This window comes from Peterkaempfera podocarpi (assembly GCF_042466665.1).
In the GTDB taxonomy this organism is placed as follows: domain Bacteria; phylum Actinomycetota; class Actinomycetes; order Streptomycetales; family Streptomycetaceae; genus Peterkaempfera; species Peterkaempfera podocarpi.
The window spans coordinates 3,782,148-3,803,136 of record NZ_CP162102.1 but is presented as its reverse complement, the minus strand read 5'-3'; the positions used below and the strand labels follow the sequence as shown (position 1 = coordinate 3,803,136).

The window sequence follows — 20,989 nt, the reverse complement described above, 5'->3', positions numbered from 1 at the left end:
GCGCACGGGCTCTCGGGCCCCCCGCCACCGGCCCGATCGTGGGATGCGGGGCAGGTGTGATGTCATGCGCGCGCACGATGATCGCACACGCTTGTCATCCCGTGTGCGGAGTATCTGCACACAATGCACTCGATGGCTGCACTTCACCGCTGTGGCAGCGGGAGTTCGCCTCGCCCCTCACTGTGCGTCACCTGCCCCGGTCGGTGCGGGCTACAGCAGGTGGTCGGCCTTGCCGGCCTTGATGTCGCGGATGAGGGCGCGGAGGCTCTCCATGGAGTCGGTGAGCGGGCGGTCCTCCTGGCCGTTGACGGCGATATAGGCGTTGCCGTCGGTGTCGGTGCCGAGCCGGAAGCAGTTGTTCCCCTCGCCGCAGAAGGGGGCTTCCCAGGTGATCTGAGGCATGAGGTCTCCTAGAGCTGACGGGCGATGGCGTGGATGAGGTCCTGCGACTTCGCGGGGCTCAGGCCCGCCGCGTCCATCCACTCGAGATGTGCGCGGTACTTGGCGAGTTGGGAGTCGGTATGGCTGAACTCCGGTCCGTGTGCCGAATCCAACTGCACGGTGTCGAGTTGCGGAACCCTTCCTTCGGCATACAGCAGGGCGTGCCCGGCGCCAGGGAAGGCCCCGCATTCGACGGGGATGATCCGCAGGGTGATGTGCTCGCGTTCCGCGGCGGTGCAGAGCTGGTCGAGCTGGGCCCTCATGACCTGGCGCCCCCCGAACTGCATGCGGAGGGCCGCCTCGTGCACATAACCGGTGTAGGGCGTCGGAGTGTCCCGCTCCAGGGTGCGCCGCCGCTCCAGTCGGTGGTTGACGCGTAGTTCGGTCTCCATCCTGGACAGGGGCGGGAGTACGGCGCTGAAGACCGCTCGTGCGTAGTCGTCGGTCTGCAGAAGTCCGGGGATGTGTACGGTCTGGGCGGTGTGCAGGCGGGTTGCGTGCCATTCGAGTTCGGCGATGTCCAGCAGCCCCGGCGGGAGGGTGCCCCGGTAGTCGTCCCACCATCCGTGCGAGCGGTCATGGGCCATCGACACGAGCGCTTCGACGTATGTGCTGTCGGCGCAGCCGTAGTTGTCGGCGAGCGTCTGCACTCTCTCCGGAGTGATCGCGCGGATGCCGGACTCCATGTTGGAGATCTTCGTCCGGTCCAGACCCAGCAGGCCCGCTGCTCGGTCGGTGCTCACCCCAGCGGCGATGCGGAGTCTGCGCAGTTCGGCGCCCAGGCGCTTCTGACGCTCTGTGGGGGTGCGTCGGGTCGGCATGCCGTCCTCTCGTGTGAGGTTGGAATCAGTCTGCCGTGGCCGGGCGTCCGTGGTCCAACTCGATGGTGGCAATTGCCGCCCCATTGGTGGCACTTTGCCTTGATGGTTGCTAGCTTCAGGTAGCGCAACGACTACACAGAGCAGCGCCGGAAGTGCACCGCGCGAGCATGCCCGCCCGCCCCGGGGAGGGTGTGCCCGCGCCCGGGGAGGCAGGCCACCGGCGCAGCCCCGGCTCGCGCACGCACGTCCCGCAACCGTCGATCCCCGCCGAGGAGTCAGCCATGCCCGGATTCCCGCTGCCGCCCATGCGTTCCACACCCGGTCTCCTGCCGCCGCCCGCTCCGGCCGTTCCCGTGGTCCCCGCCCACTGGAGCCTGCCGGCCGACCCCGTATCGGTCGGACGCGCCCGCCACGCCGTGTCGCAAGGCCTCCCGGACGGCTGTCCGCCACGGCTCGCCGCCGATCTGACCCTGCTGACCTCCGAACTCGTCACCAATGCGGTCCGCCATGGCACCCGCCCCGGCGAGGACGAGGTGATCGAACTCATTCTGTGGCCGACCGACGGCCACTACTGGCTGGCCGTCTCGGACCCCGGCACCCGGATGCCGGTACCCGCCGCTCCCGGCCCCGAGGACTGCGGTGGCCGGGGGCTGCTGCTGGTGGACGCACTGTCCGCGGTGTGGGCCGTGGTGCCTCGCCGTACACGCGGCAAGACCGTTGTCGCGGGTGTCCCGCTCCATGGCAGCTGAGACGACGGCCGCAGACCCCGCGGCGGGCCGACGGCTGCCCGCCGACGCCTCCGGAGGCGTGCAGCGGGGGGCTGACGGTCCGTTGTCAGTGGCGGCGGATATGTTCTGCGGCCATGAGGATCGTTGCCGCGAGGCTGCTGGCCAGGACTGTTCCCCTGATGTCCTCCCCGGTCGTGGTGCCGTCCGCGCCGGGGGCCGATGCGGGCGGGCGGCGCCTGGTGATCTGGCCGGTCGAGGGGAGGCTGTACGGCTTCGATTTCGGCGCGGGCGGGGAGGAGCTGCCGCCGACGGCGGAGTTCGTCCTGGGCGGGAGTGCGCGTGACACCTGGGGAGCGGTGGTGGCGCCTGACGGGGGGTGCGTCGTGCGGTCCTCCCAGGCCGCCGTGGAGTGTGTCGGGGCGGACGGCGTGGAGCGGTGGCGGCTGGGGTTCGAGGCGCCGACCCATGAGTCGGTCGGCTGGCTGGACTGCGCGTTCTCCACCGACGGCGCCCAGGTGTGGGTCTACCGGCCCGACGCGATGCTGGGGCGGGGCGAGGGGGGCGACCGCTGGCTGGTGCTGGATGCTGAGGACGGCCGGGTGCTGGCTGAGGCCCCGCTGCCCACCGTGGGCCAGGGGGCGCGTCAGATGATGCATCCCGACGGCCGCCATGTGCTGCTGGATGTGGGGGAGGGGCAGGATGGTGTCCAGCTGTTCCGCGGTGCGCTGGTCGGGGAGCGGCTGGAGGTGCACGAGTACCCCTGGGACGACCGCTGCCTGATCGATGTGTCGCCCGACGGGCGGGAGTTCATGACGGTGGGCCATGGGACGGACGACGCGGTCTTCCATGCCTTCCCCGATGGCGAGGAGCTGTGCAGCTTCGGCCTGGAGCGATTCGTCCCGGAGGACGCGGACCAGGATGAGGACGCGGACGATGTCGAGGACGACGACGACGTCGAGGAGGAGCAGGAGCGGATCGCCCTCGGGTGGAGCGGCGGATACCTCAACGAGGAGACCGCGGTGATCACTCTGACCGGGGAGAGCGGGGACGTCGAGTGGACCAGGCACCAGGTGGTCGACCTCGCCAGTGGCGCGATCCTGGGTGAGCTCCCCGGCGAGCCCCGGCTGCTCGGGGACGGAACCTGGGTCGCCATGGACGACCAGGGCCGGCTGTCCCACTGGGGCCTTCGCTGACGGACCCGGTGGGCCGTCCCGGGCGGGGGAGTCGGCGGAGCCGCAGGAGGGGGCGGCTTCGCCGACGCGCCGGCCGCCCGGGGATCCGTCGACGGGCTGCCCGGACTGTGCTGGCGCGGGGTCAGCCGGGAGCCCGCACCGACGGGTCCTCCGGCGCCGCCGGTGCGCCGGTGTCCAGCAGGATCCAGGTGTCCGGGGGGAGGCCGGGCGGCGCCGGCGGGGGGACGGGCCGCTGCTCCTCGTGCCAGGCGGCGCCGACGGCCGCGGTGGCGACCTGCTGCCAGAAGCGGCCTGCGCCCCGGTTGGCCTGCTGGTACGCGATGCCCCACCGGCCGGGCCGGGAGCGCAGCAGTTCCAGGGCGGCCTGCAGGCCGACGCCGCGCCGGCGGAGCGCGCGGACCACGAAGAACGCCGAGATGGGGTGGCGCCGTCGGGCAGCGGCCGGGTCAGCGTGAACCCGGCGAGGGCGGACCCGTGGTGGATCAGAAACGCTCGGCGGCCGGGCTCGCTGAAGAACAGCGGCAGCTGACCGAAGCGGTACAGCCCCTCGTCGTCGGGCATGTGTCCCAGGAACTCGGACATGTCATGCCGGTACAGCTGGCCCAGCCGCTCGATCACCGGCCGCTGCTCCGCGCCGACCTCACGCACCGTCACCGCCGGGGAGTCCACTGCCGCATCCATCCGTCCATCCTCCCAGGCCGCCGATGCCGGCTGCCGACCGGCGGGCAACCGGCCGCGGTTCGGTTCGCACTCGGAGGGCCGCCGCACCGCACGGGCCGTTCGCAGAACGGACGGGGAAACCACTGAACCCACTGAAGTGGACTGAACCCCGGGCCTGCCCGCCCGAGCCCCCGGCCCGGCCGTCTAGCCTTGGCCAGTCAAACGGACCACGGGGACAGGAGTGACATGGGGGACTTCTTCTCAGTTGAACTGCAGAGCCTCGACAAACTGCTGCAGCAACTGCATTCAAGTCAGGACGAGCTGCGGACCGCGCTGAACGCGCTCCGCGACACGGGGGTACGGACCACCGGCAGCTCGGCCCTCGACCACGCCTGCGACGAGTTTCACGACAGCTGGGACGACGCCATCAAGAAGATCGCGGACGGGACCGAGAAGATCGAGTCCGGCCTCCAACTCGTCTGCAAGACCTACGGGGAGACCGAGCAGGCCCTCGTCCAGGCGATGAAGGGCGGGGCCGGCGCATGAGCGACAGCGCGTTCCCCGCACTGGGCTTCGACCCCGCGCCCGGTGACACCGGCAACGTGGACCAACTGGTCGACCGGCTCAACCGGGCTGCCGGTGCTCTCAGCGGCGCCCATCAGCTGCTCACCTCGGTCGCCTCCGGCGGCTCCACCTGGGAGGGCGAGGCGGCGAAGGCCTTTGCGGGCAAGGTCGGTGAGCTGCCCGGCTATCTGGACGACAGCGCCCAGGCGGTGAAGGAGGCATCCTCACAACTGGGCGGCTGGAGCCTGACGCTGGCCTCGTACCAGGAGACCGCCCGCCGCTACGAGCAGCAGGCCGCCGAGGCCCGCCAGAAGCTGGAGGACGCCGAGACCCGGGTCGACCAGGCCACCGGTGCCTACAACCAGGCGGCCGACAACCCCGCCTTCGGTCTCCAGGGCCGCTTCTACAGCGACGCCTCGGAACTGGACGCCGCCCAGAAGCAGTTGGACGCCGCCCAGAAGACCGTGGACGAGGCCGCCGGCAGGCTGGACGCGGCCAAGGGCCAACTCTCGGAGATCCAGGACGAGCTGGACGCCGTCATCAAGCAGGCCAAGGAGCTCCTGGAACACCACCAGGACGACGCCGGCAAGGTGGCCAAGTCGCTGCGCAAGGCCACCAAGGGAGCACCCAGCACCAGCATCTGGGACAAGCTGGGCGACGCCTTCCAGCGCATCGGCCACAAGATCAAGGACTGGGCCACCGAGCACGCCGATCTGCTGAAGAAGATCGGTGACATCGCCTCCGCCGCCTCCGCCGTGCTCGGCATCGCGGCCCTGGCCACCGTGTGGTGCCCGCCCCTGTCCGGTGCGCTGGCCGGCGCCGCGGCAGGTGCCTCGGTGGTCGCCCTCGGAGCGCACGGTCTCGCCAAACTGGGCGGTGCGGATGTGAAGTGGTCGACGCTGATCGGCGACGGCATCGGCGCCTTCCCGTTCGGCAAGACCGTGGGGATCGCCGGCAAGGGCGTCACCGCGGCGGGCCGGGCGCTCAAGCTGGGCAGGGTGGCGGGCAGCGGACGGATTCTCAATGCCACAGGCGGCCTGCTGAAGTCCCACATCCTCGACGGCGGCATCGCCAACAAGGTGATCAGCAAGACGCTCGCCAAGACCCCGATCAGCAAGCTGCCCAGCTTCGCGGAGCACCTCGGCGAGGACGGCGTCCTCAAGACCGAGTCCTGGTGGTCGCGAGGCGTCCAGCTCGGCTACAAGGTGCCGCTCGCGGGACTCAGCGTGCCGCGGGCCATCCGTGAACTCAACGGAGATGCCGCATGACCGACACAGGCGACCCGGTCCGGCCGGGCGAGGCCGGACCCCAGCTGAGCTGGCGGCCCCCGGTGCACTTTCACTCGCTCGGCCTCGAACTGCCGGAGGAGGAGCGCCCCGCCCATCTGGCCGAGATCGCCGCGGAGATCTGGCCCGGCGGCACCGAGTACCAGCGCACCACCGTCCGGGGCTGGTACGAGGACATCGCCGCCTCCGCCGCGGCGGACGGCGCGGAGTACGCAGGCCTGTACATCGGCGGCACCGACGACGACCGGCTCACCACCGCCACCCTGGTCGTCCGCACCGACCCGGCCGACGCCCGGGACCCGGACGCGGTCGCCGCCGCGCTGGAGGAGATGCTCTCCAACGACTCGGCCAACCAGGTCCTCCGCCAGGAGGCCCCGGCGGGACCGGTCGTGGTGGTGGTCTCGGGTCTGCTGGTGACGCTGCCCGACGAGGAGACCGGCGACCGGGTGGAGCTGCCACTGTGCACCGTCACCGCGCATCTGCCCGTCGCCGGCGCCGACCTGCTGCTGACCATGCAGCTGAGCACCCCGTCGGCCGCCGAGTTCCCGGACTATGTGGCACTGCTGGCGAGCACCGTGGAGACCGTGAGCTACGGGGAGGACCCCGCCGAGGCCGGGTCCGCGGCGCAGTCGGCCATGGCCGCCGGTATCGAGGAGGCCTTCGGATGACCGGCACGCATCCCGGGCAGCCGTCCGTTCCCCCCGTGGTGCAGGTCCATGCGGTCCCTCCCGGGGTGCCCGCGCAGCCCCAGCGGCGGCGGTCCGCCCTCGGGGTGTGGCTCCAGATGCTGCTGCAGCCGCTGTGGCTGCTGCCCTACTTCGCGGTCGCGTACGTGGGCGAGGAGAGCGGGATCCGGGAGGGGATGTTCGACCGGATGCTCTGGCATGTCCTCAGCGTGCGGCGACTGCGGCTGGAGCGCCGCGGCACCGCGCAGGAGTGGGAGCAGTGGCTGGACGAGCGGCTCACCGCCGTCGGCGATGCCGAGGTGCGGGCGGAGCGGCTGCGTCGGCGCGGCACGGAGCGGGACCTCCGGAAGTACGGTGCGCCCCGCGGCGCCACCCTCGTCGTGCCGCGCCGCTACTACCGCGGCATCGGACCCCGGGGCGCGGCGGCCGTTGCCGAGCGCCGCGCCTGGGCGGTGGACTGGGAGACGTCGACCGAGCCGTACCGCAGGCTGACGCTGCGCTACTTCGGCGACTACGACCGGTAGCCCGCGGGATCGGCCGGCGCGCGCCGCCGTCCACCCCGTCCTGCCCGTCCTGCCCGTCCCGCCTGACCCGCCCGTCCCGGTCGAGATTGCGGCCGGGACGGGCGGGCCCGGCCGCAGGCGTGTGCGACCGCAGGCGTGTGCGGCGGGGCGGTCAGCTGCTGGCGGCGCGGTTGCGCAGCCGGGGCAGGCTCGGGCGGCGCGGCGGACGAGGGGTGGTGTCCCCAGGCTGGCGGAGCGTCAGCGCATGCAGGGCGGAGAGCAGGGCGATGGCGGCGAGCACCAGGTAGACGGTCCGGTAGGCGGAGAGCGGCGGCCCGGTGCGGGGTGCGACGGTGGCGGAGAGCAGCAGGGTGGCGACCACGGCGGGCGCCATGGCCATGGAGAGCTGCCGGATCACGCTGCTGACGGTGGACGCCTGGCCCACGTCGGCCTTGGCGATGGTGCTGAACGACGCCACGCTGGTGGGCATGAAGACCGCGCCCATGCCGAGGCCCAGCAGGAACATGTAGAGCCGGAAGGTCCACAGGCTGGTGTGCAGGTCGCAGGTGGACATCGCGGCGAGGACGGCGGCGACGCTGAAGAGTCCGCCGGCGATGATGGGTCGGGGGCCGGTCCGCTCGTACAGCCGGGACACCAGCTGCACGGTGAGCAGCACCCCGATCGCCTCGGTGAAGGTGCTGGTGCCGGATTCCAGCGCGGAGACGCCCTGGGCCTCCTGGAGGAAGAGCGGGGCCATGTACATCGCGCCCATGAAGGGGATCAGGCCGACCAGGTTGACCACGTTGGTTCCGCGGAAGAGCGGGTTGCGGAGCAGACGCAGCCGAAGGAGCGGCTCGGCCCGGCGCAGTTCCACGGCGACCGTCGCGGCCAGCAGGACGGCCCCGGCGGTGAGGGAGCCGGCGATGGCGGGGCTGGACCAGCCGCGCTGGGCTCCGTCGCAGACGCCGAACATCAGCAGGGAGATCGCGGAGGCCGAGAGCAGCAGTCCGGCGACATCGAAGCGGCCGGGTGCCTCCTCGCGGGAGTTCTCCAGGAAGAGCAGGCCGAAGAGGACGGCGACGGCGCCGAAGGGGAGGTTGACGTAGAAGACCCACCGCCAGGAGAACGAGTCCACCAGGAAGCCGCCCAGCATGGGGGCCACGGAGGGGGCGACCTGCTGGGGCAGGGTCATCACCCGGGAGGCCCGCAGCCGCTCCTCCGCGGTGAAGGTGCGGAAGAGCATGGCGCCGACCACGGGGGTGAGCAGGCCGCCGGAGAGGCCCTGGAGTCCGCGGAAGACGACCAGTTGCCCGATGGAGTCGGCCAGGCCGCAGAGCGCGGAGGACAGGGTGAACAGGCCCATGGCGCCCAGCAGCACCGGCTTGCCGCCGAAGCGGTCGCCCAGCCAGCCGGACACCGGGATGATCAGGCCGACGCAGACCGGGTAGACCACGACGACGCTGTCGATACCGGCGGCCTGGGTGTGGAACTGACGGGCGATCGAGGGGAGGGCCACGGTGGTGATGGCGCCGTCCATGACCACCAGGAAGATGGTGGCGACAAACATGACCGGGACGACCAGACGCTGGCTGATCCGGTAGCGGGACATCGTCTTCCTTCTGGGGAGGTGGGATATGCTGAGCATACTCACTATGAGTCGACACACAACCGCGCGGTCCGGGGTGGCCGGATCTGGTCGGCCCACGGGGGCAAGAGGGAGTGCGATGCAGAAGCCGAGCATGGGTCCGCGCAGCAGTGACGTCCTGATCGACGAGCTCTTCGAGACGACCGTCTGCCTGCGCACCTATGTCGACGCCCGGCTGCGCGGCCACGGCATGTCGGTGTCCCGGCTGAGGGCCCTGAGGACGCTGGCCACCGCCCCCGACCCGATGCGGATGCGCGATCTGAGCGATGTGCTGGGGCTCGCGGCGCGGACCGTCACCACCATGGTCGACGCGCTGGAGCGGGAGGGGCTGGTGGAGCGGCTGCCGCACCCCACCGACCGCCGGGCCTATCTGCTGACCCTCACCCCCCTCGGACGCACCCGCCACCGTGAGGCCGAGGAGATCGACCGGGACGCGCTGGCCACCGCGACCGGCGGCCTCGCGGAAGCGGACCGGGAACGGCTGCGGGAGCTGCTGGGCGTGCTGCGCACCACGGCGGCCGCCGCCCGCCGGGACCAGGACCGCCGGGAGCAGGACCGCCGGGAGCAGGACCACCGGGAGCAGGCCGGCCGCGACCAGGCCGGCCGCGAACAGGACAGTCAGGCCGATCCGGAGTAGGACCGTCCTGAGCAGGACCGTCACCACCGGCACCGTCACCACCGGCACCGTCACCGCCGGCACCGTCACCACCAGGATCGTCAGGACCAGGCAGAGAGAGGCGACCGATGAGGAACTGGGCGGGCAATATCGCCTTCGGCGCGGAGCGGCTCAGCCGTCCGGGCTCCGTCGAGGAGTTGCAGGAGCTGGTTGCCGGAAGCAGTTCGGTACGCGCCCTGGGCACCGGCCACTCGTTCAATGCGATCGCCGACACCAGGGGCACCCTGGTCTCGGTCGCCGGGCTGCCCCAGGTCGTGGACGTCGACCGGGCGGCGGGCGCGGTCACCGTCAGCGCCGGCCTGCGGTTCGGCGAGTTCACCGGAGCACTGCACGGTGAGGGCCTGGCCCTGCACAACCTCGGCTCGCTGCCGCACATCTCGGTGGCCGGCGCCTGCGCCACGGGCACCCACGGCTCAGGTGTCGGCAACGGCTCGCTGGCCTCCGCGGTCCGCGCCCTGGAGTGGGTGGCGGCCGACGGCGAACTGGTGTCGCTGCACCGCGGCGACCCCGGCTTCGACGGCGCGGTGGTCTCCCTGGGCGCCCTCGGCGTGGTGACCCGGCTGACCCTGGACGCGGTGCCCGCGTACGACGTCCAGCAGTGGGTCTACGAGGGCCTTCCCGTGGAGCGGCTGCGCGAGCACTTCGACGAGGTGGTGTCGGCCGCGTACAGCGTCAGCCTGTTCACCGACTGGCGCAGCGAGCGCATCGGCCAGGTGTGGCTGAAGCAGGCCGTCGGCGCCGACGGGCCGCAGCCCTCGCCGGAGCACTGGCTGGGCGCGGTGCGGGCGGACGGGCCCCGGCACCCGGTGCCCGGGATGCCGGCGGTGCACTGCACCGAGCAGGCGGGCGTCCCCGGGCCCTGGCACACCCGGCTGCCGCACTTCCGGCTGGAGTTCACGCCCAGCAGCGGTGAGGAGCTGCAGAGCGAGTACTTCGTGGACCGGGCCGACGCGGTGGCGGCCTTCGACGCGCTGAACCGGGTGCGGGAGCGTTTCTCGCCGGTGCTCCAGATCAGTGAGATCCGTACCGTCGCCGCCGACGACCTGTGGCTGAGCCCGGCCCAGGGGCGGCAGACGGTGGCCTTCCACTTCACCTGGGACCCCGACGAGGCGGCGGTCGCGGTGGCGCTGGGCGCGGTGGAGGAGGCGCTGGCACCGTTCGGCGCCCGTCCGCACTGGGGCAAGGTCTTCACCATGCAGGCGAAGACGGTGCGCGGACTCTACGACCGGTACGGGGACTTCGAGCAGCTGGTGGCGGAGCGCGACCCGGCGGGCAAGTTCGGCAACGACTGGCTGCGCAGCCGGCTGCGCCCCGCCGGCTGACGGGGCGGCCTACATCCCGCCGGCGACCCGCAGCACCGCTCCGGTGGTGAAGGAGGCATCGGCGGAGAGCAGCCAGGAGACCGCCCCGGCGATCTCCTCCGGCTGCCCGGCCCGCCCCATCGGGATACCCGCGGCGACCTTGGCCGGCCGCTGCGGGTCCTCGTGGAATTCGGTCCAGACGGTGCCGGGGGCCACGCAGTTGACCCGGATGCCGTCCGCGGCGACCTCCTTGGCCAGGCCCACGGTCATCGCGTCCACCGCCGCCTTTCCTGCGGCGTAGTGGACGTACTCCCCGGGACTGCCCAGGGTGGCGGCGGCCGAGGAGATGTTGACCACGGCGCCGCCACCGGTCCTGGTCATGTCGCGGACGGCGCGCCGGGCGCACAGCAGATAGCCGGTCACATTGACGTCCAGGGAGCGCCGGATGCCCTCCGCGTCCGCGTCGGCGAGGCGGCCGGTGGGGCCGCCGACCCCGGCGTTGTTGACCAGCCCGGTGACGGTGCCCAGGGTGTCCGCGGCGGTCTCGAAGAGCCGGTCGACCCCGGCCTCGTCGGTGGTGTCCACCGGGACCGCCACGGCGCGCCGCCCCGCCTCCCGCACAGCGGCGGCGACCGCCTCGGCGGCCTGCGCGTCACTGCGGTAGCCGACGGCGACGTCATGGCCGTCGGCAGCCAGCCGGACGCAGATCGCCGCGCCGATACCGCGGCTCCCGCCGGTGACGACGGTGACGGGCATGGGTCCTCCCGGTCGGCGGTGATCGCTCCTGGTCCTCGTGGTCATCATCCCAGAGGGTCGGCGAGCCGCCAGCCGCGGGCGAGCAGTGCGTCGACCGCGTCCAGCGCGCGCCGCAGCCGGTCGGTCCGGTCGCCGTGCAGCTCCAGCCAGGGGACCCCGGCCGCGCCGAGGACCTCCCGGAAGCGGCCGGTCATCCAGGGGCGCAGCTCCTCGCCGTCGCGCAGCCCGTCGTCGTGGAACGGCACATCCGCGTCACCGGTGAGCAGATACAGCGCCCTCGGCGGCACGGCCGCGGCGAGGGCGTGCACCGCGGGCGTGGTGCGTCCGCGGTAGCGCTCCTGCCAGACGGTGGTGGCCAGCGCGTCGGTGTCGCAGACCAGTACGGGGCCGCCGGCCCGGGCGGCGCTCTCCTCGTCCGCGCTCTGACGCCGGGCGACGGACTCGAAGTCGGCGTCGTCCCAGTCGAGGTCGAAGACGGTCGGCCGGGACGCACCGCTGCGGGCCGCGTGTGCGCGGGCCAGGGCCAGCTTGACCACGGTCAGTTCACGCCCGTACTCGGGGACCCAGCGGGTGAGGGCGTGCGGGCCGCCGCGGGCGCGCAGCGCCTCGGCGAGGTCGCGGGAGAGGGTGGTGGTGCCGGTGGACTCGGCCCCGACCACCACGACCCGGCGGGTGAACCAGGCCCTGGCCGGTGGCTCCAGGGCGTCCCAGTGGGCGGCCGGATCGTCGCGCACCTTGGTGCCCGAGACGGCGAAGGTGTCCCGGCCGCTGTCCAGCCGTACGTCGGCGGCGCCGAAGCGGCGGGCCAGTTCGGCGCCGTAGGGCTCGGAGGTGAAGACCGCGTCCACGGGCTCCCCGTGGTGCGGGCCGGCGGCCACGCCCTGGCGCATCAGGGCGACATGGCCGGTCCAGGCGGTGTCGCTGGTGTAGTCGACGGCGAGGTTGTCGGTGACCCCGACCACCGCGACCCCGGGCCGGTCGCGATGGGCCTCGCGAAGCCAGGAGACCCGGTCGGCCAGCGGTATCGACTCCACGTCCGCGGCCATGGCGACCACCGTGACCCGGCGGCAGCTGTCGGCCGCGGTGCGGATCAGGAAGTGGTGTCCGGTGTGCGGGGGGTAGAACTTGCCGATCACCAGGCCGTGTTCGAAGGTGGCGCTGGTCATGCGGTCACCGCCACGCCTGCGGGGGAGGAGGTGTCCAGTCGCTGCTGCCAGTCGCGCAGTCCGATCAGGCAGAGCGCCAGGAAGACCACATAGACGGCTGCGGTCGGATACAGGCTCTTGGTGAAGTAGAGCGGGATGTAGACCAGGTCGGCGGCGATCCAGAGGTACCAGTTCTGCAGCGCCTTGACGTTGAGCAGCCACTGCGCGGCGAGCGAGAGCGCGGTGGTGAGGGCGTCCCAGAACGGCGCCACATCATGGGCGCGGGTGAGCACCACGGTCAGCACCCAGGTGGCCGGGACCGTCAGCAGCAGCACCAGGCCGAGGACCGGAGCCCCGGCACGGCCCATCGGGCGGGCGGCGCGGTGCTCGCCGCCGTGCAGCCAGGTCCACCATCCGGCGGCGGCCAGCAGCAGATAGACCACCTGGAGCAGGGAGTCCGCGTACAGCCGGGCGCTCCAGAAGAGCACCAGGAAGAAGACGTTGTTGGCGATGCCGACGGGGAAGTTCGCCACCCGGGCCCGGACGGTGAGCCAGACGCAGGCGGCTCCGGTGCCGAAGCCGAGCAGTTCGGCCCAGGTCACCGCATCGGCCCCGATGTGGAAGAGCACGTGGTTCAGTGGCGCGACGAGGTCGGCCAAGGCGTCGCTGAAGGCCATGGGCCCCCTCCGATCGATAAATGTCAGAGTGACGATAATCGGGGCGGGCGGCTCTGCCAAGGGATTTCCGGTCCTGGAATCCACCGGGCGGCGGCCCCTGCGGCGTCCTAAGGTGGCGTCCATGAGCGGACACTTCGATGTCGTCGTCCTCGGTGCCGGACCGGGTGGGTACACCGCCGCCGTGCGCTGCGCCCAGCTGGGCCTGAGCGTCGCGGTGGTGGAGGAGCGCTACTGGGGCGGGGTCTGCCTCAACGTGGGCTGCATCCCGTCGAAGGCGCTGCTGCGCAACGCGGAGCTGGCGCACATCGTCACCCATGAGGCCAAGACCTTCGGCATGCGGATCGACGGGCAGGTGACCTTCGACTACGGCGAGGCGTTCGCGCGCAGCCGCCGGGTGGCGGACGGCCGGGTCAAGGGCGTGCACTACCTGATGAAGAAGAACGGCATCCCGGAGTGCCAGGGCACCGGCCGCTTCACCGACGCCCACACCCTCCAGGTGACCGGCGGTGACGGGGCGGTCCAGACGGTCTCCTTCGACTACTGCATCCTCGCCACCGGGGCCACCACCCGGCTGCTGCCGGGCACCTCGCTCAGCGAGCGGGTGGTGACCTACGAGGAGCAGATCCTCAGCGACCGGCTGCCCGCCTCGATCGTGATCGCGGGTGCCGGGGCGATCGGGGTCGAGTTCGCCTATGTGCTGCACAACTACGGGGTCCAGGTGACCCTGGTGGAGTACATGGACCGGGTGGTGCCGCTGGAGGACGAGGAGGTGTCCGCCGAGCTCGCGCGGCGCTACCGCAAGCTGGGCGTCAATGTGCTCACCTCCACCCGGGTGGAGTCCATCGACGACTCCGGCCCCAAGGTGCGGGTCCATGTCTCCACGGGCGGGCAGCGGCAGACCCTGGAGGCGGACAAGGTGCTCCAGGCCATCGGCTTCGCGCCGCGGGTCACCGGCTACGGACTGGAGAACACCGGGGTGCGGGTGGGGGAGCGCGGTGCCGTCGAGATCGACGCCCGCTGCCGCACCAGCGTGCCGCACATCTTCGCGATCGGCGACGTCACCGCGAAGCTGATGCTGGCCCACGCCGCCGAGGCGATGGGGATCGTGGCGGCGGAGACCATCGCGGACGCCGAGACCATGGAGCTCGACTATGTGATGATCCCGCGCGCCACCTACTGCCAGCCGCAGATCGCCAGCTTCGGCTGGACCGAGGCCCAGGCCCGCGAGCTGGGATACGACGTGAAGGTGCAGAAGTTCCCCTTCACCGCCAACGGCAAGGCGCACGGCCTGGGCGACCCGGTCGGGTTCGTCAAGATCGTCAGCGACGGCCGGTACGGGGAGCTGCTGGGCGCCCATCTGATCGGTCCCGAGGTGACCGAGCTGTTGCCCGAACTGACCCTCGCCCAGCAGTGGGACCTGACGGTCCATGAGGTCGCCCGCAATGTGCACGCCCACCCGACGCTGGGCGAGGCCGTCAAGGAGGCGATCCACGGCCTGGCGGGCCACATGATCAATATGTAGGGCGTCCCCCGGGGTGTCCGGTCGGCACCGCCCCCGACCCGGCGCCCCGGCTCAGTACGCGACCCCCACCGCCTGGCGCACCGTCGCCGGGTCGTCCAGCGTCGCCAGCATCAGATGGGCGACGTCGGCGCGTGAGATGGAGCGCCCGTGCGGCACATTGGCGCCGAGGGCGGTGCGGTAGTGGCCGGTGCGGGGCCGGTTGGTGAGCTTGGGCGGCCGCACCACCGTCCAGTCGGCGGCCGAGCGGGAGAGCTCCGCCTCCATGGCGGCCAGGTCCGCGTACGCCTCGCGCAGCACGGCGCACAGCAGCGGGTTGAGGACGGAGCGGTAGAGCAGCGACTCGCCCTCCGGCATCGGGCCGACCGGGACGGCGCTGACCACCACGATCCGGCGTCCCCCGGTCTCCTCCAGCGCCTGGACGGCGGACCGGGTGCCGAGCGAGGCGATGCCGGCCGCCTTGCGGCTGCGCGGCCCGAGCGCGGAGAGCACCGCGTCCCGCCCCGCCACCGCCGGCCGCAGCGCCTGCGGGTCGGTGACATCGGCCGTCAGCACCTCCAGCGCCGGGTGGCTGAGGACGAGCCGCGCCGGGTCCCGTACGACGGCGGTGACCTGGTGTCCGGCATCCAGCGCCTGGCTGACGATCTGGCGGCCGATTCCGCCGGTGGCGCCCAGGACCGTGAGCTTCATCTGCCGCCTCCACAGGGTGGGTAAGTATTCACTCACCACTAGGGTGGTCCTCGGGGGCGACCCCGGTCAACCCCGGCACGGCGAGAGGCGGCACCCTCCATGGCACAGCAGCGGACCACCCCCGCCCCGACCAGGGAGCGCATCCTCGACGCGGCCGACCGGCTGCTGCGCACCATCGGGCTGGCCCGTGCCACCACCAAGGAGATCGCCCGCGCCGCCGGCTGCTCGGAGGCCGCCCTCTACAAGCACTTCCGCGGCAAGGAGGAGATCTTTGTCGCCGTCCTCCACGAGCGGCTGCCCAGCCTCGGCCCGCTGCCGGCGGAGCTGCCGGAGGAGTCCGCGGTCCACACCCTGGAGCAGTGCCTCACCGGGATCGCCCGGCGGGCCGCCCTCTTCTACGAAGCCACCATGCCGATCGGCGCCTCGCTCTTCGCCGAACCCGGCCTCCTCCAGCGCCACCGCGAGGCGCTGCGGGAGCTGGACGCCGGCCCCCACAAGCCGCTGCTGGCCGTCGCCGACCACCTGCGGGACGAGCAGCTCCGCGGCCGCGTCCGCGCCGACGCCGACTGCGACGCAGCCGCCGCCCTGCTGCTCGGCGCCTGCTTCCAGCGGGCCTTTCTGCTGCACTTCAACGGGGCGGGCGAGGAAGGCCCCCAGCAGCCGGAGCCGGAGGGCTTCGCCGCCGCGCTGGCCCGTACCGTGCTGCGCGGCATCGCCGCCGGGACCGCCGGCTGACCGGCCTCATCCGCCGTCGCGCCAGTCCACCACCAGCCGGCCGCCGACCGGCGCCACCGCGCTGCCGAACTCGGAACAGGCCCGGGTGAAGCGGTCGTACAGCCACTCCCACTCCTCACCGCGGGCGGCCTCGGTACGGCCCGGCTCCAGCCGCAGCGGCAGCGCCTCCACCCGCACCGGCACCAGCGGCGGTCCGTCCAGCTCCACCACGAAGAGCAGCCCCAGATCATTGCGGAGCGCCGGGTGGACCGCGTAGTCGTCGATGAAGTCGCCCATGTCGTGCAGGATTCCGCGGGCCGCCCCGTGGAGGACATGCGCGGAGTGGCCCGCGACCAGCGTGGCCCCGGCGTCCAGCAGCGCACAGGCGGCCCGTCGCAGATGCCGGGGCGGCCGGGCGGTCATATTGGGCCCCCAGTGCGGGGTCACCAGCACGGCGTCGGCCTCGGCCGCGGCCTGCCGCACCAGCTCCTCGAGCCAGCCCGGCAGCCCCTCCCCCAGCTCGGCCCAGGCCGTCCCGGGACGGTCCGGGGCGGCCGCGAAGTCCTCCGGGTGGTCGGCGACCCCGATCACGGCCAGCCGCACACCGGACGCCTCCAGCACCTGGAACCGGCGCGCCGCCGCCAGGTCGGGACCGGCGCCCACGGTGCGGATCCCGGCGGACTCCAGCCGCTCCAGGGTGTCGGCCAGCGCGTCGTAGCCGTAGTCCAGCGCATGGTTGTTCGCCAGGGTCACACAGTCCACCCCGAGGTCGGTGAGGACGTCGGCGGCGCAGGGCGGGGCCCGGAAGAAGAACCGCTTGCCCGGCTGCGGCCAGGGCTCGCCCCGGTCGGAGACACAGCACTCCAGATTGAGCACACAGAGGTCAGCCCCGGCCACGGCCGCCCGTACCTCGGCCCCGAACAGCTCCCGGACCCGGTCCCCGGCAGCGAGGCAGCGTGCGACGCCCCGCCCCAGCATGGTGTCCCCTGCCAGTGCCACGGTGACGGCCATCGCCGGTCACCTCGTCTCCTTGCCGCCAGCGGTTCCCTGCCTGCCGTTCCCTGCCCACGGTTCCCTACCTTCGAGGATGCGACCGGGAGGGGGCGGCGGCCATGGGTGCGGCTCCGGCAGTTCGGACCGTCCGGCGACGAGCGCCCCGTGGCCGGGGTGCCGCGCCCCGGCCGCCGTGGTGCGCACCTGCTGACCGGCCCCGCCGGGTGTGCGCCGGGGCCGGTCAGCGGACGGTGCGCGGACGGTCAGCGGCCACCGGGAAGGTCGGCCCATGAACTCCTCACCTGTCTCCGACGCCCGCAAGTGGGCGACACTGGCCATCGGATGCGTGGCCCAGCTGGTCCTCGCCGTCGACATGACGGCACTTCACCTGGCCATCCCCGGACTGATCAGGGATCTCGACCCCTCCGCCACCCAGGTCCTGTGGATCGCCGACAGCTACGGCTTCGCCCTGGCGGGCCTGCTGGTCACCATGGGCTACCTCGGCGACCGGATCGGCCGCAAGCGGCTGCTGCTGATCGGTACCGGCGCCTTCGGCCTGGCCTCCGCACTGACCGCCTACGCGGACAGCGCCGGGCAGCTGATCGCGGCCCGCGCCCTGCTGGGCGTCGCCGGCGCCACCATCATGCCGTCCACCCTCTCCCTGATCCGCAATGTCTTCACCGACGCCAGGGAGCGCACCACCGCCGTGGGCATCGCCTCCGGGGTCGCCGGCGCGGGGGTCGGCCTGGGCCCGGTGATCGGGGGAGCGCTGCTGGACCACTTCTGGTGGGGTTCGGTCTTCCTGATCAACCTGCCGGTGATGGCGGTGCTGCTGGTGGCCGGTCTGCTGGTGCTGCCCGAGTCCCGCAACCCCCGCCCCGGCCGGCTGGACCTGCCGAGTGTGCCGCTGTCGGTCCTCGGCGTCCTGGGCCTGGTGTACGCAGTGAAGGAGGCCGCCCGGGCCGGCGCGGGCCAGCCGCGGGTGGCGGTGGCCGCCGTGGCCGGACTGGTCGCGCTGGTGGTCTTCGTACGGCGGCAGCGGCGCCTCGACGACCCGCTGATCGACATCCGGCTGCTGGGCAGCCGGGCCTTCTCCGGTTCGGTGGGCGCCAATCTGGTCGCGATGTTCGCCCTGGTCGCGCAGTCGCTGATCTTCGCCCAGTACTTCCAGCAGGTGCTCGGCTGGTCGCCGCTGGTCGCCGGACTGGCCGGGCTTCCCGGGGCGGTCGCCGCGATGGCGGGCGGCGGGCTGGCCGGGCCGCTGATCGCGGTCCTGGGGCGGGCCAGGGTGGTCGCCCTCGGGATGGCGGTGGCCGCCTGCGGCTTCGTTCTCTACACCCTCACCGGCACCGTCGCGCACTACCCGCTGATGGTGCTGGCCATGCTGCCGGTCGGGCTTGGCATGGGCTTCACCTTCGCGGTCACCACCGACACCATGCTGGCGGCGGTGCCCAGGGAGCGGGCCGGCGCCGCCTCGGCGATCTCCGAGACCGGCAATGAACTCGGCGGCGCCCTGGGCATGGCGGTGCTGGGCAGCATCCTCGGCAGTGTCTACCGGGGCGGTCTGCGGCTGCCGGACGGGCTGACCGGTGCGAACACCGCTGCCGCCCGCGACTCCCTGGGCGGCGCCCTGCAGGTCGCCGCGGGGGCGCCGGCCGGGCTCGCCGGGCGGATCACGGACGCGGCACGGCATGCCTTCGTCGGAGGGATGCACACCGCGGCGCTCTGCAGCGCGGTGCTGGCCGCGGTCGTCGCGGTGGCGGCGCTGTTCGCCCTGCGCGGGGTGCCGGCCGACATCCCGGAGCAGCTGGAGCCCGCCGACGAGGCCCCCGCCGCCGATGCGGTCGCGGTCCGGTGACCGGCGGGCGGCGGCCCGCGCCCCGGGGTACTTTGGCGCACATACCGACCCCTCCCGGCGAGGTGACAAGGCGATGATCCGCAGGCATGTGGTGGTCTCCGGCGAGGTGCAGGGTGTCTTCTTCCGCGACACCTGCCGCCGGACGGCAGCCGAGCACGGGGTCTCCGGCTGGGTGCGCAACCGCGCCGACGGCAGCGTGGAGGCGGTCTTCGAGGGGGAGCCCGATGCGGTGGGGCGGGTGGTCGACTGGACCCGCCAGGGGCCGCCCGCCGCCCGGGTCGAGAAGGCCGAGGTCGTCGAGGAGGACCCGGAGGGCCTGACCGGCTTCGCCGTGCTCCCCTCGGGCTGAGCTACTTCAGCAGCCGCGACAGCCGCCGGTCCGCCAGCACCCGGCCCTGGGTCTGGCAGGTGGGGCAGTACTGAAGCGACGACTCCGCGAAGACCACCTGACGCACCGTGTCGCCGCACACAGGGCAGGGCTCCCCGGCCCGGCCGTGCACCCTCAGGCCCGCCTTCTTCTCCGCCTTGAGCTCCCCGGCCGCCAGCCCGCGAGCCCGTTCCAGGGCCTCGCCCAGCACCGAGCGCAGCGCCCCGTACAGCCGGTCCAGCTGCTCCTCGTCCAGCGAGGAGGCCAGTGCGTACGGGGAGAGGCGGGCGGTGTGCAGCACCTCGTCGGAGTAGGCGTTGCCCACCCCGGCGAGCAGCGACTGGTCGGTGAGCAGCCCCTTGAGGCGGACCCGGTGACCGGCGGCGACCGCGGCCAGGCCGGCCCGGGAGAAGGAGCCGTCCAGCGGGTCGGGGCCGAGCCGGGCGATGCCGGGGACCTCGGCGGGGTCCCGTACGACATGGGCGGCCAGCCGCTTGGTGGTGCCCTGCTCGGTCACCTGCCAGCCGGAGCCGTCGTCCAGCAGCAGCTGGAGGGCGAGCGGGCCGCGGCCGGGCCTGGGCGGAGCGGCGGGGAGGCTGTCGCGGTGGCGGATCCAGCCGGCCCGCGCCAGATGCAGGACCAGGTGCAGACCGGCTGCGTCCAGGTCCAGGAACTTGCCGTGCCGGGTGACCGAGGTGACGGTGCGGCCGTGCAGGGCCGAAGGCGGCGGGTCGAAGGTCTTCAGCGCCTGGAAGGCCGGCACATCCAGCCGGGCCACGGTACGGCCGGCCGTGCGCCCGTCGAGATGGTCGGCCAGCGCCTGCACCTCGGGAGACTCCGGCATGCCTCCCATGATGCACCGGGCGCGGGTCCGCCGCCGGGGTGGTGCGGCCGACGAGGGCGGCGCACCCTGGATGGAGGGGCAGTGCTCGGAGGTGATTGCCGTGCAGGCACAGACAAACACGCTCATCGGATGGCACGTGGAGATGGAGTTCAGCGAGAGGGACGCCCGCACCAGGGCGGCGGCCCTGCTGCGGCTGCCGGACGGGACGGAGATCAGGGCACACGGGCACGCGAACCGTCACCCCGACGACCCGGAGCAGCAGCGGGTGGGCGAAGAGGTGGCCGCGGCGCGGGCGTTCGACGACCTGGCCCGGCAGCTGCTCTCCAAGGCCGGCGGGGAGATCGAGGAGGTCACGCATCTGCGGGCCTATCTGGCCATGTGAGACCGCCGCCGGCGGTCCCCGGCCGGGTGAGACCGGGGCCGGGAGGCCGGGTGTGGCCGGGGTCCGGAGGCCGGGGGCAACGGCGGTCCCCAAGGCCGGGTGAGGCCGGCGGTCCCGCGATGCGCCAGGGTGGACCGGGCCGGGGTGCCCCTCAGAAGCGCCAGTATGATGATGTGACTCAGGTCACAGGGAAAGTCGTCAGGGGCATGTAACCCGGGGTGCGGCGGGCTGCGTAGAGGGGGCAAGTCACCAGCCCACGCCCCTGGAGCCTGTCTTGATGCGCGCCAACCGCACCCCGAAGCACATTGCCGCCCTGGCGATCGTCGGTGCCGCAGCCCTCAGCCTCACCGCCTGCAAGTCCGGTACCCCCGCCGCCGCGGACCTGCCCACCCCGACCGGTGCGGTCACGGCCCTGCCGACCCCCGCGGTCAGCGCGCCCACCGCGCTGCCCGGCCTGCCCGGCAAGGGCGGCGCCAAGGTCCCCGCCTCCGTGCTGCCCAGCAGCATCGGCAAGGTCGGCGGAACCGTGGGCGGGGTCGC

Annotated in this window: 23 protein-coding genes; 13 read left to right on the top strand and 10 right to left on the bottom strand. The window is 72.9% G+C overall.

Annotated features, from left to right (window positions below):
- Window positions 1-210: 210 nt before the first annotated feature.
- Together AB0761_RS16630 and AB0761_RS16625 are read right to left on the bottom strand one after the other, a co-directional pair.
- Window positions 211-402, bottom strand: a complete 192-nt coding sequence (locus AB0761_RS16630; protein WP_377269810.1) for a hypothetical protein — start codon at window positions 400-402, stop codon at window positions 211-213.
- A gap of 8 nt (window positions 403-410) precedes the next feature.
- Window positions 411-1,262, bottom strand: coding sequence for a helix-turn-helix domain-containing protein (locus AB0761_RS16625; RefSeq protein ID WP_377269809.1), 852 nt, complete (start codon window positions 1,260-1,262; stop codon window positions 411-413).
- Between the two features lie 281 nt (window positions 1,263-1,543).
- Here AB0761_RS16625 and AB0761_RS16620 point away from each other — a divergent pair, with 281 nt between their 5' ends.
- Together AB0761_RS16620 and AB0761_RS16615 are read left to right on the top strand one after the other, a co-directional pair.
- Window positions 1,544-2,011 (top strand): ATP-binding protein, encoded by a 468-nt coding sequence (locus tag AB0761_RS16620; protein ID WP_377269808.1) that lies wholly within the window; start codon window positions 1,544-1,546, stop codon window positions 2,009-2,011.
- Window positions 2,012-2,124: 113 nt separating this feature from the next.
- On the top strand, window positions 2,125-3,183 hold the full coding sequence (locus tag AB0761_RS16615) for a hypothetical protein (RefSeq protein WP_377269807.1): 1,059 nt from the start codon (window positions 2,125-2,127) through the stop codon (window positions 3,181-3,183).
- Window positions 3,184-3,304: 121 nt separating this feature from the next.
- Here the strand turns inward: AB0761_RS16615 and AB0761_RS16610 are convergent, their stop codons facing one another.
- Window positions 3,305-3,586, bottom strand: coding sequence for a hypothetical protein (locus AB0761_RS16610; protein WP_377269806.1), 282 nt, complete (start codon window positions 3,584-3,586; stop codon window positions 3,305-3,307).
- A gap of 503 nt (window positions 3,587-4,089) precedes the next feature.
- Between AB0761_RS16610 and AB0761_RS16605 the strand changes: the two genes are divergently transcribed.
- From AB0761_RS16605 to AB0761_RS16590, 4 genes are read left to right on the top strand one after another with little or no spacing between them, the layout of a single operon-like run.
- The gene (locus AB0761_RS16605; protein ID WP_377269804.1) at window positions 4,090-4,389 is read left to right on the top strand and encodes a hypothetical protein; all 300 of its coding nucleotides are present in this window, start codon (window positions 4,090-4,092) and stop codon (window positions 4,387-4,389) included.
- Window positions 4,386-5,675 carry a putative T7SS-secreted protein gene (locus AB0761_RS16600; RefSeq protein WP_377269803.1) on the top strand — a complete coding sequence of 430 codons (1,290 nt, stop codon included), beginning with the start codon at window positions 4,386-4,388 and terminating at the stop codon, window positions 5,673-5,675. Before AB0761_RS16605 ends, AB0761_RS16600 begins: the two co-directional genes overlap by 4 nt.
- Complete coding sequence (locus AB0761_RS16595; protein WP_377269802.1) at window positions 5,672-6,361, top strand: hypothetical protein; 690 nt, start codon at window positions 5,672-5,674, stop codon at window positions 6,359-6,361. The genes AB0761_RS16600 and AB0761_RS16595 overlap by 4 nt, the downstream gene beginning before the upstream one ends.
- Window positions 6,358-6,903 (top strand): hypothetical protein, encoded by a 546-nt coding sequence (locus tag AB0761_RS16590; RefSeq protein WP_377269801.1) that lies wholly within the window; start codon window positions 6,358-6,360, stop codon window positions 6,901-6,903. Before AB0761_RS16595 ends, AB0761_RS16590 begins: the two co-directional genes overlap by 4 nt.
- 151 nt (window positions 6,904-7,054) lie before the next feature.
- Here AB0761_RS16590 and AB0761_RS16585 read toward each other — a convergent pair whose 3' ends face one another.
- A complete protein-coding gene (locus AB0761_RS16585; RefSeq protein WP_377269800.1) occupies window positions 7,055-8,491 on the bottom strand; it encodes a DHA2 family efflux MFS transporter permease subunit in 1,437 nt (478 codons plus the stop codon).
- Window positions 8,492-8,606: 115 nt separating this feature from the next.
- Here AB0761_RS16585 and AB0761_RS16580 point away from each other — a divergent pair, with 115 nt between their 5' ends.
- Together AB0761_RS16580 and AB0761_RS16575 are read left to right on the top strand one after the other, a co-directional pair.
- The gene (locus tag AB0761_RS16580; protein ID WP_377269799.1) at window positions 8,607-9,164 is read left to right on the top strand and encodes a MarR family winged helix-turn-helix transcriptional regulator; all 558 of its coding nucleotides are present in this window, start codon (window positions 8,607-8,609) and stop codon (window positions 9,162-9,164) included.
- A gap of 107 nt (window positions 9,165-9,271) precedes the next feature.
- The gene (locus AB0761_RS16575; protein ID WP_377269798.1) at window positions 9,272-10,525 is read left to right on the top strand and encodes a D-arabinono-1,4-lactone oxidase; all 1,254 of its coding nucleotides are present in this window, start codon (window positions 9,272-9,274) and stop codon (window positions 10,523-10,525) included.
- A gap of 9 nt (window positions 10,526-10,534) precedes the next feature.
- Here AB0761_RS16575 and AB0761_RS16570 read toward each other — a convergent pair whose 3' ends face one another.
- The 3 genes from AB0761_RS16570 to pnuC are packed head-to-tail and all read right to left on the bottom strand — an operon-like array spanning window position 10,535 to window position 13,082.
- Window positions 10,535-11,260, bottom strand: coding sequence for an SDR family NAD(P)-dependent oxidoreductase (locus AB0761_RS16570; RefSeq protein ID WP_377269797.1), 726 nt, complete (start codon window positions 11,258-11,260; stop codon window positions 10,535-10,537).
- A 44-nt stretch (window positions 11,261-11,304) separates the two neighbouring features.
- Entirely contained in the window at window positions 11,305-12,426 is a 1,122-nt protein-coding gene (locus tag AB0761_RS16565; RefSeq protein ID WP_377269796.1) for an AAA family ATPase, read from the bottom strand.
- Window positions 12,423-13,082, bottom strand: coding sequence for a nicotinamide riboside transporter PnuC (gene pnuC, locus AB0761_RS16560; RefSeq protein WP_377269795.1), 660 nt, complete (start codon window positions 13,080-13,082; stop codon window positions 12,423-12,425). The genes AB0761_RS16565 and pnuC overlap by 4 nt, the downstream gene beginning before the upstream one ends.
- Window positions 13,083-13,203: 121 nt before the next feature.
- Between pnuC and lpdA the strand changes: the two genes are divergently transcribed.
- Window positions 13,204-14,604, top strand: a complete 1,401-nt coding sequence (gene lpdA, locus AB0761_RS16555) for a dihydrolipoyl dehydrogenase (protein WP_377269793.1) — start codon at window positions 13,204-13,206, stop codon at window positions 14,602-14,604.
- A 51-nt stretch (window positions 14,605-14,655) separates the two neighbouring features.
- On the opposite strand, the gene AB0761_RS16550 is transcribed toward lpdA, so the two are convergent.
- The gene (locus tag AB0761_RS16550; RefSeq protein WP_377269792.1) at window positions 14,656-15,291 is read right to left on the bottom strand and encodes an NAD(P)-dependent oxidoreductase; all 636 of its coding nucleotides are present in this window, start codon (window positions 15,289-15,291) and stop codon (window positions 14,656-14,658) included.
- A 99-nt stretch (window positions 15,292-15,390) separates the two neighbouring features.
- On the opposite strand from AB0761_RS16550, the gene AB0761_RS16545 reads away from it, so the two are divergent.
- On the top strand, window positions 15,391-16,026 hold the full coding sequence (locus AB0761_RS16545) for a TetR/AcrR family transcriptional regulator (protein ID WP_377269791.1): 636 nt from the start codon (window positions 15,391-15,393) through the stop codon (window positions 16,024-16,026).
- A 6-nt stretch (window positions 16,027-16,032) separates the two neighbouring features.
- Here the strand turns inward: AB0761_RS16545 and AB0761_RS16540 are convergent, their stop codons facing one another.
- A complete protein-coding gene (locus AB0761_RS16540) occupies window positions 16,033-17,016 on the bottom strand; it encodes a CapA family protein (protein ID WP_377269790.1) in 984 nt (327 codons plus the stop codon).
- A 271-nt stretch (window positions 17,017-17,287) separates the two neighbouring features.
- Between AB0761_RS16540 and AB0761_RS16535 the strand changes: the two genes are divergently transcribed.
- Entirely contained in the window at window positions 17,288-18,856 is a 1,569-nt protein-coding gene (locus AB0761_RS16535) for an MFS transporter (RefSeq protein ID WP_377269789.1), read from the top strand.
- A gap of 73 nt (window positions 18,857-18,929) precedes the next feature.
- On the top strand, window positions 18,930-19,205 hold the full coding sequence (locus tag AB0761_RS16530) for an acylphosphatase (RefSeq protein WP_377269788.1): 276 nt from the start codon (window positions 18,930-18,932) through the stop codon (window positions 19,203-19,205).
- A gap of 1 nt (window position 19,206) precedes the next feature.
- On the opposite strand, the gene AB0761_RS16525 is transcribed toward AB0761_RS16530, so the two are convergent.
- Window positions 19,207-20,067 (bottom strand): Fpg/Nei family DNA glycosylase, encoded by an 861-nt coding sequence (locus AB0761_RS16525; RefSeq protein ID WP_377269787.1) that lies wholly within the window; start codon window positions 20,065-20,067, stop codon window positions 19,207-19,209.
- 70 nt (window positions 20,068-20,137) lie between these two features.
- Between AB0761_RS16525 and AB0761_RS16520 the strand changes: the two genes are divergently transcribed.
- Window positions 20,138-20,449 carry a DUF1876 domain-containing protein gene (locus tag AB0761_RS16520; RefSeq protein WP_377274151.1) on the top strand — a complete coding sequence of 104 codons (312 nt, stop codon included), beginning with the start codon at window positions 20,138-20,140 and terminating at the stop codon, window positions 20,447-20,449.
- The last annotated feature ends 540 nt before the right edge of the window (window positions 20,450-20,989 follow it).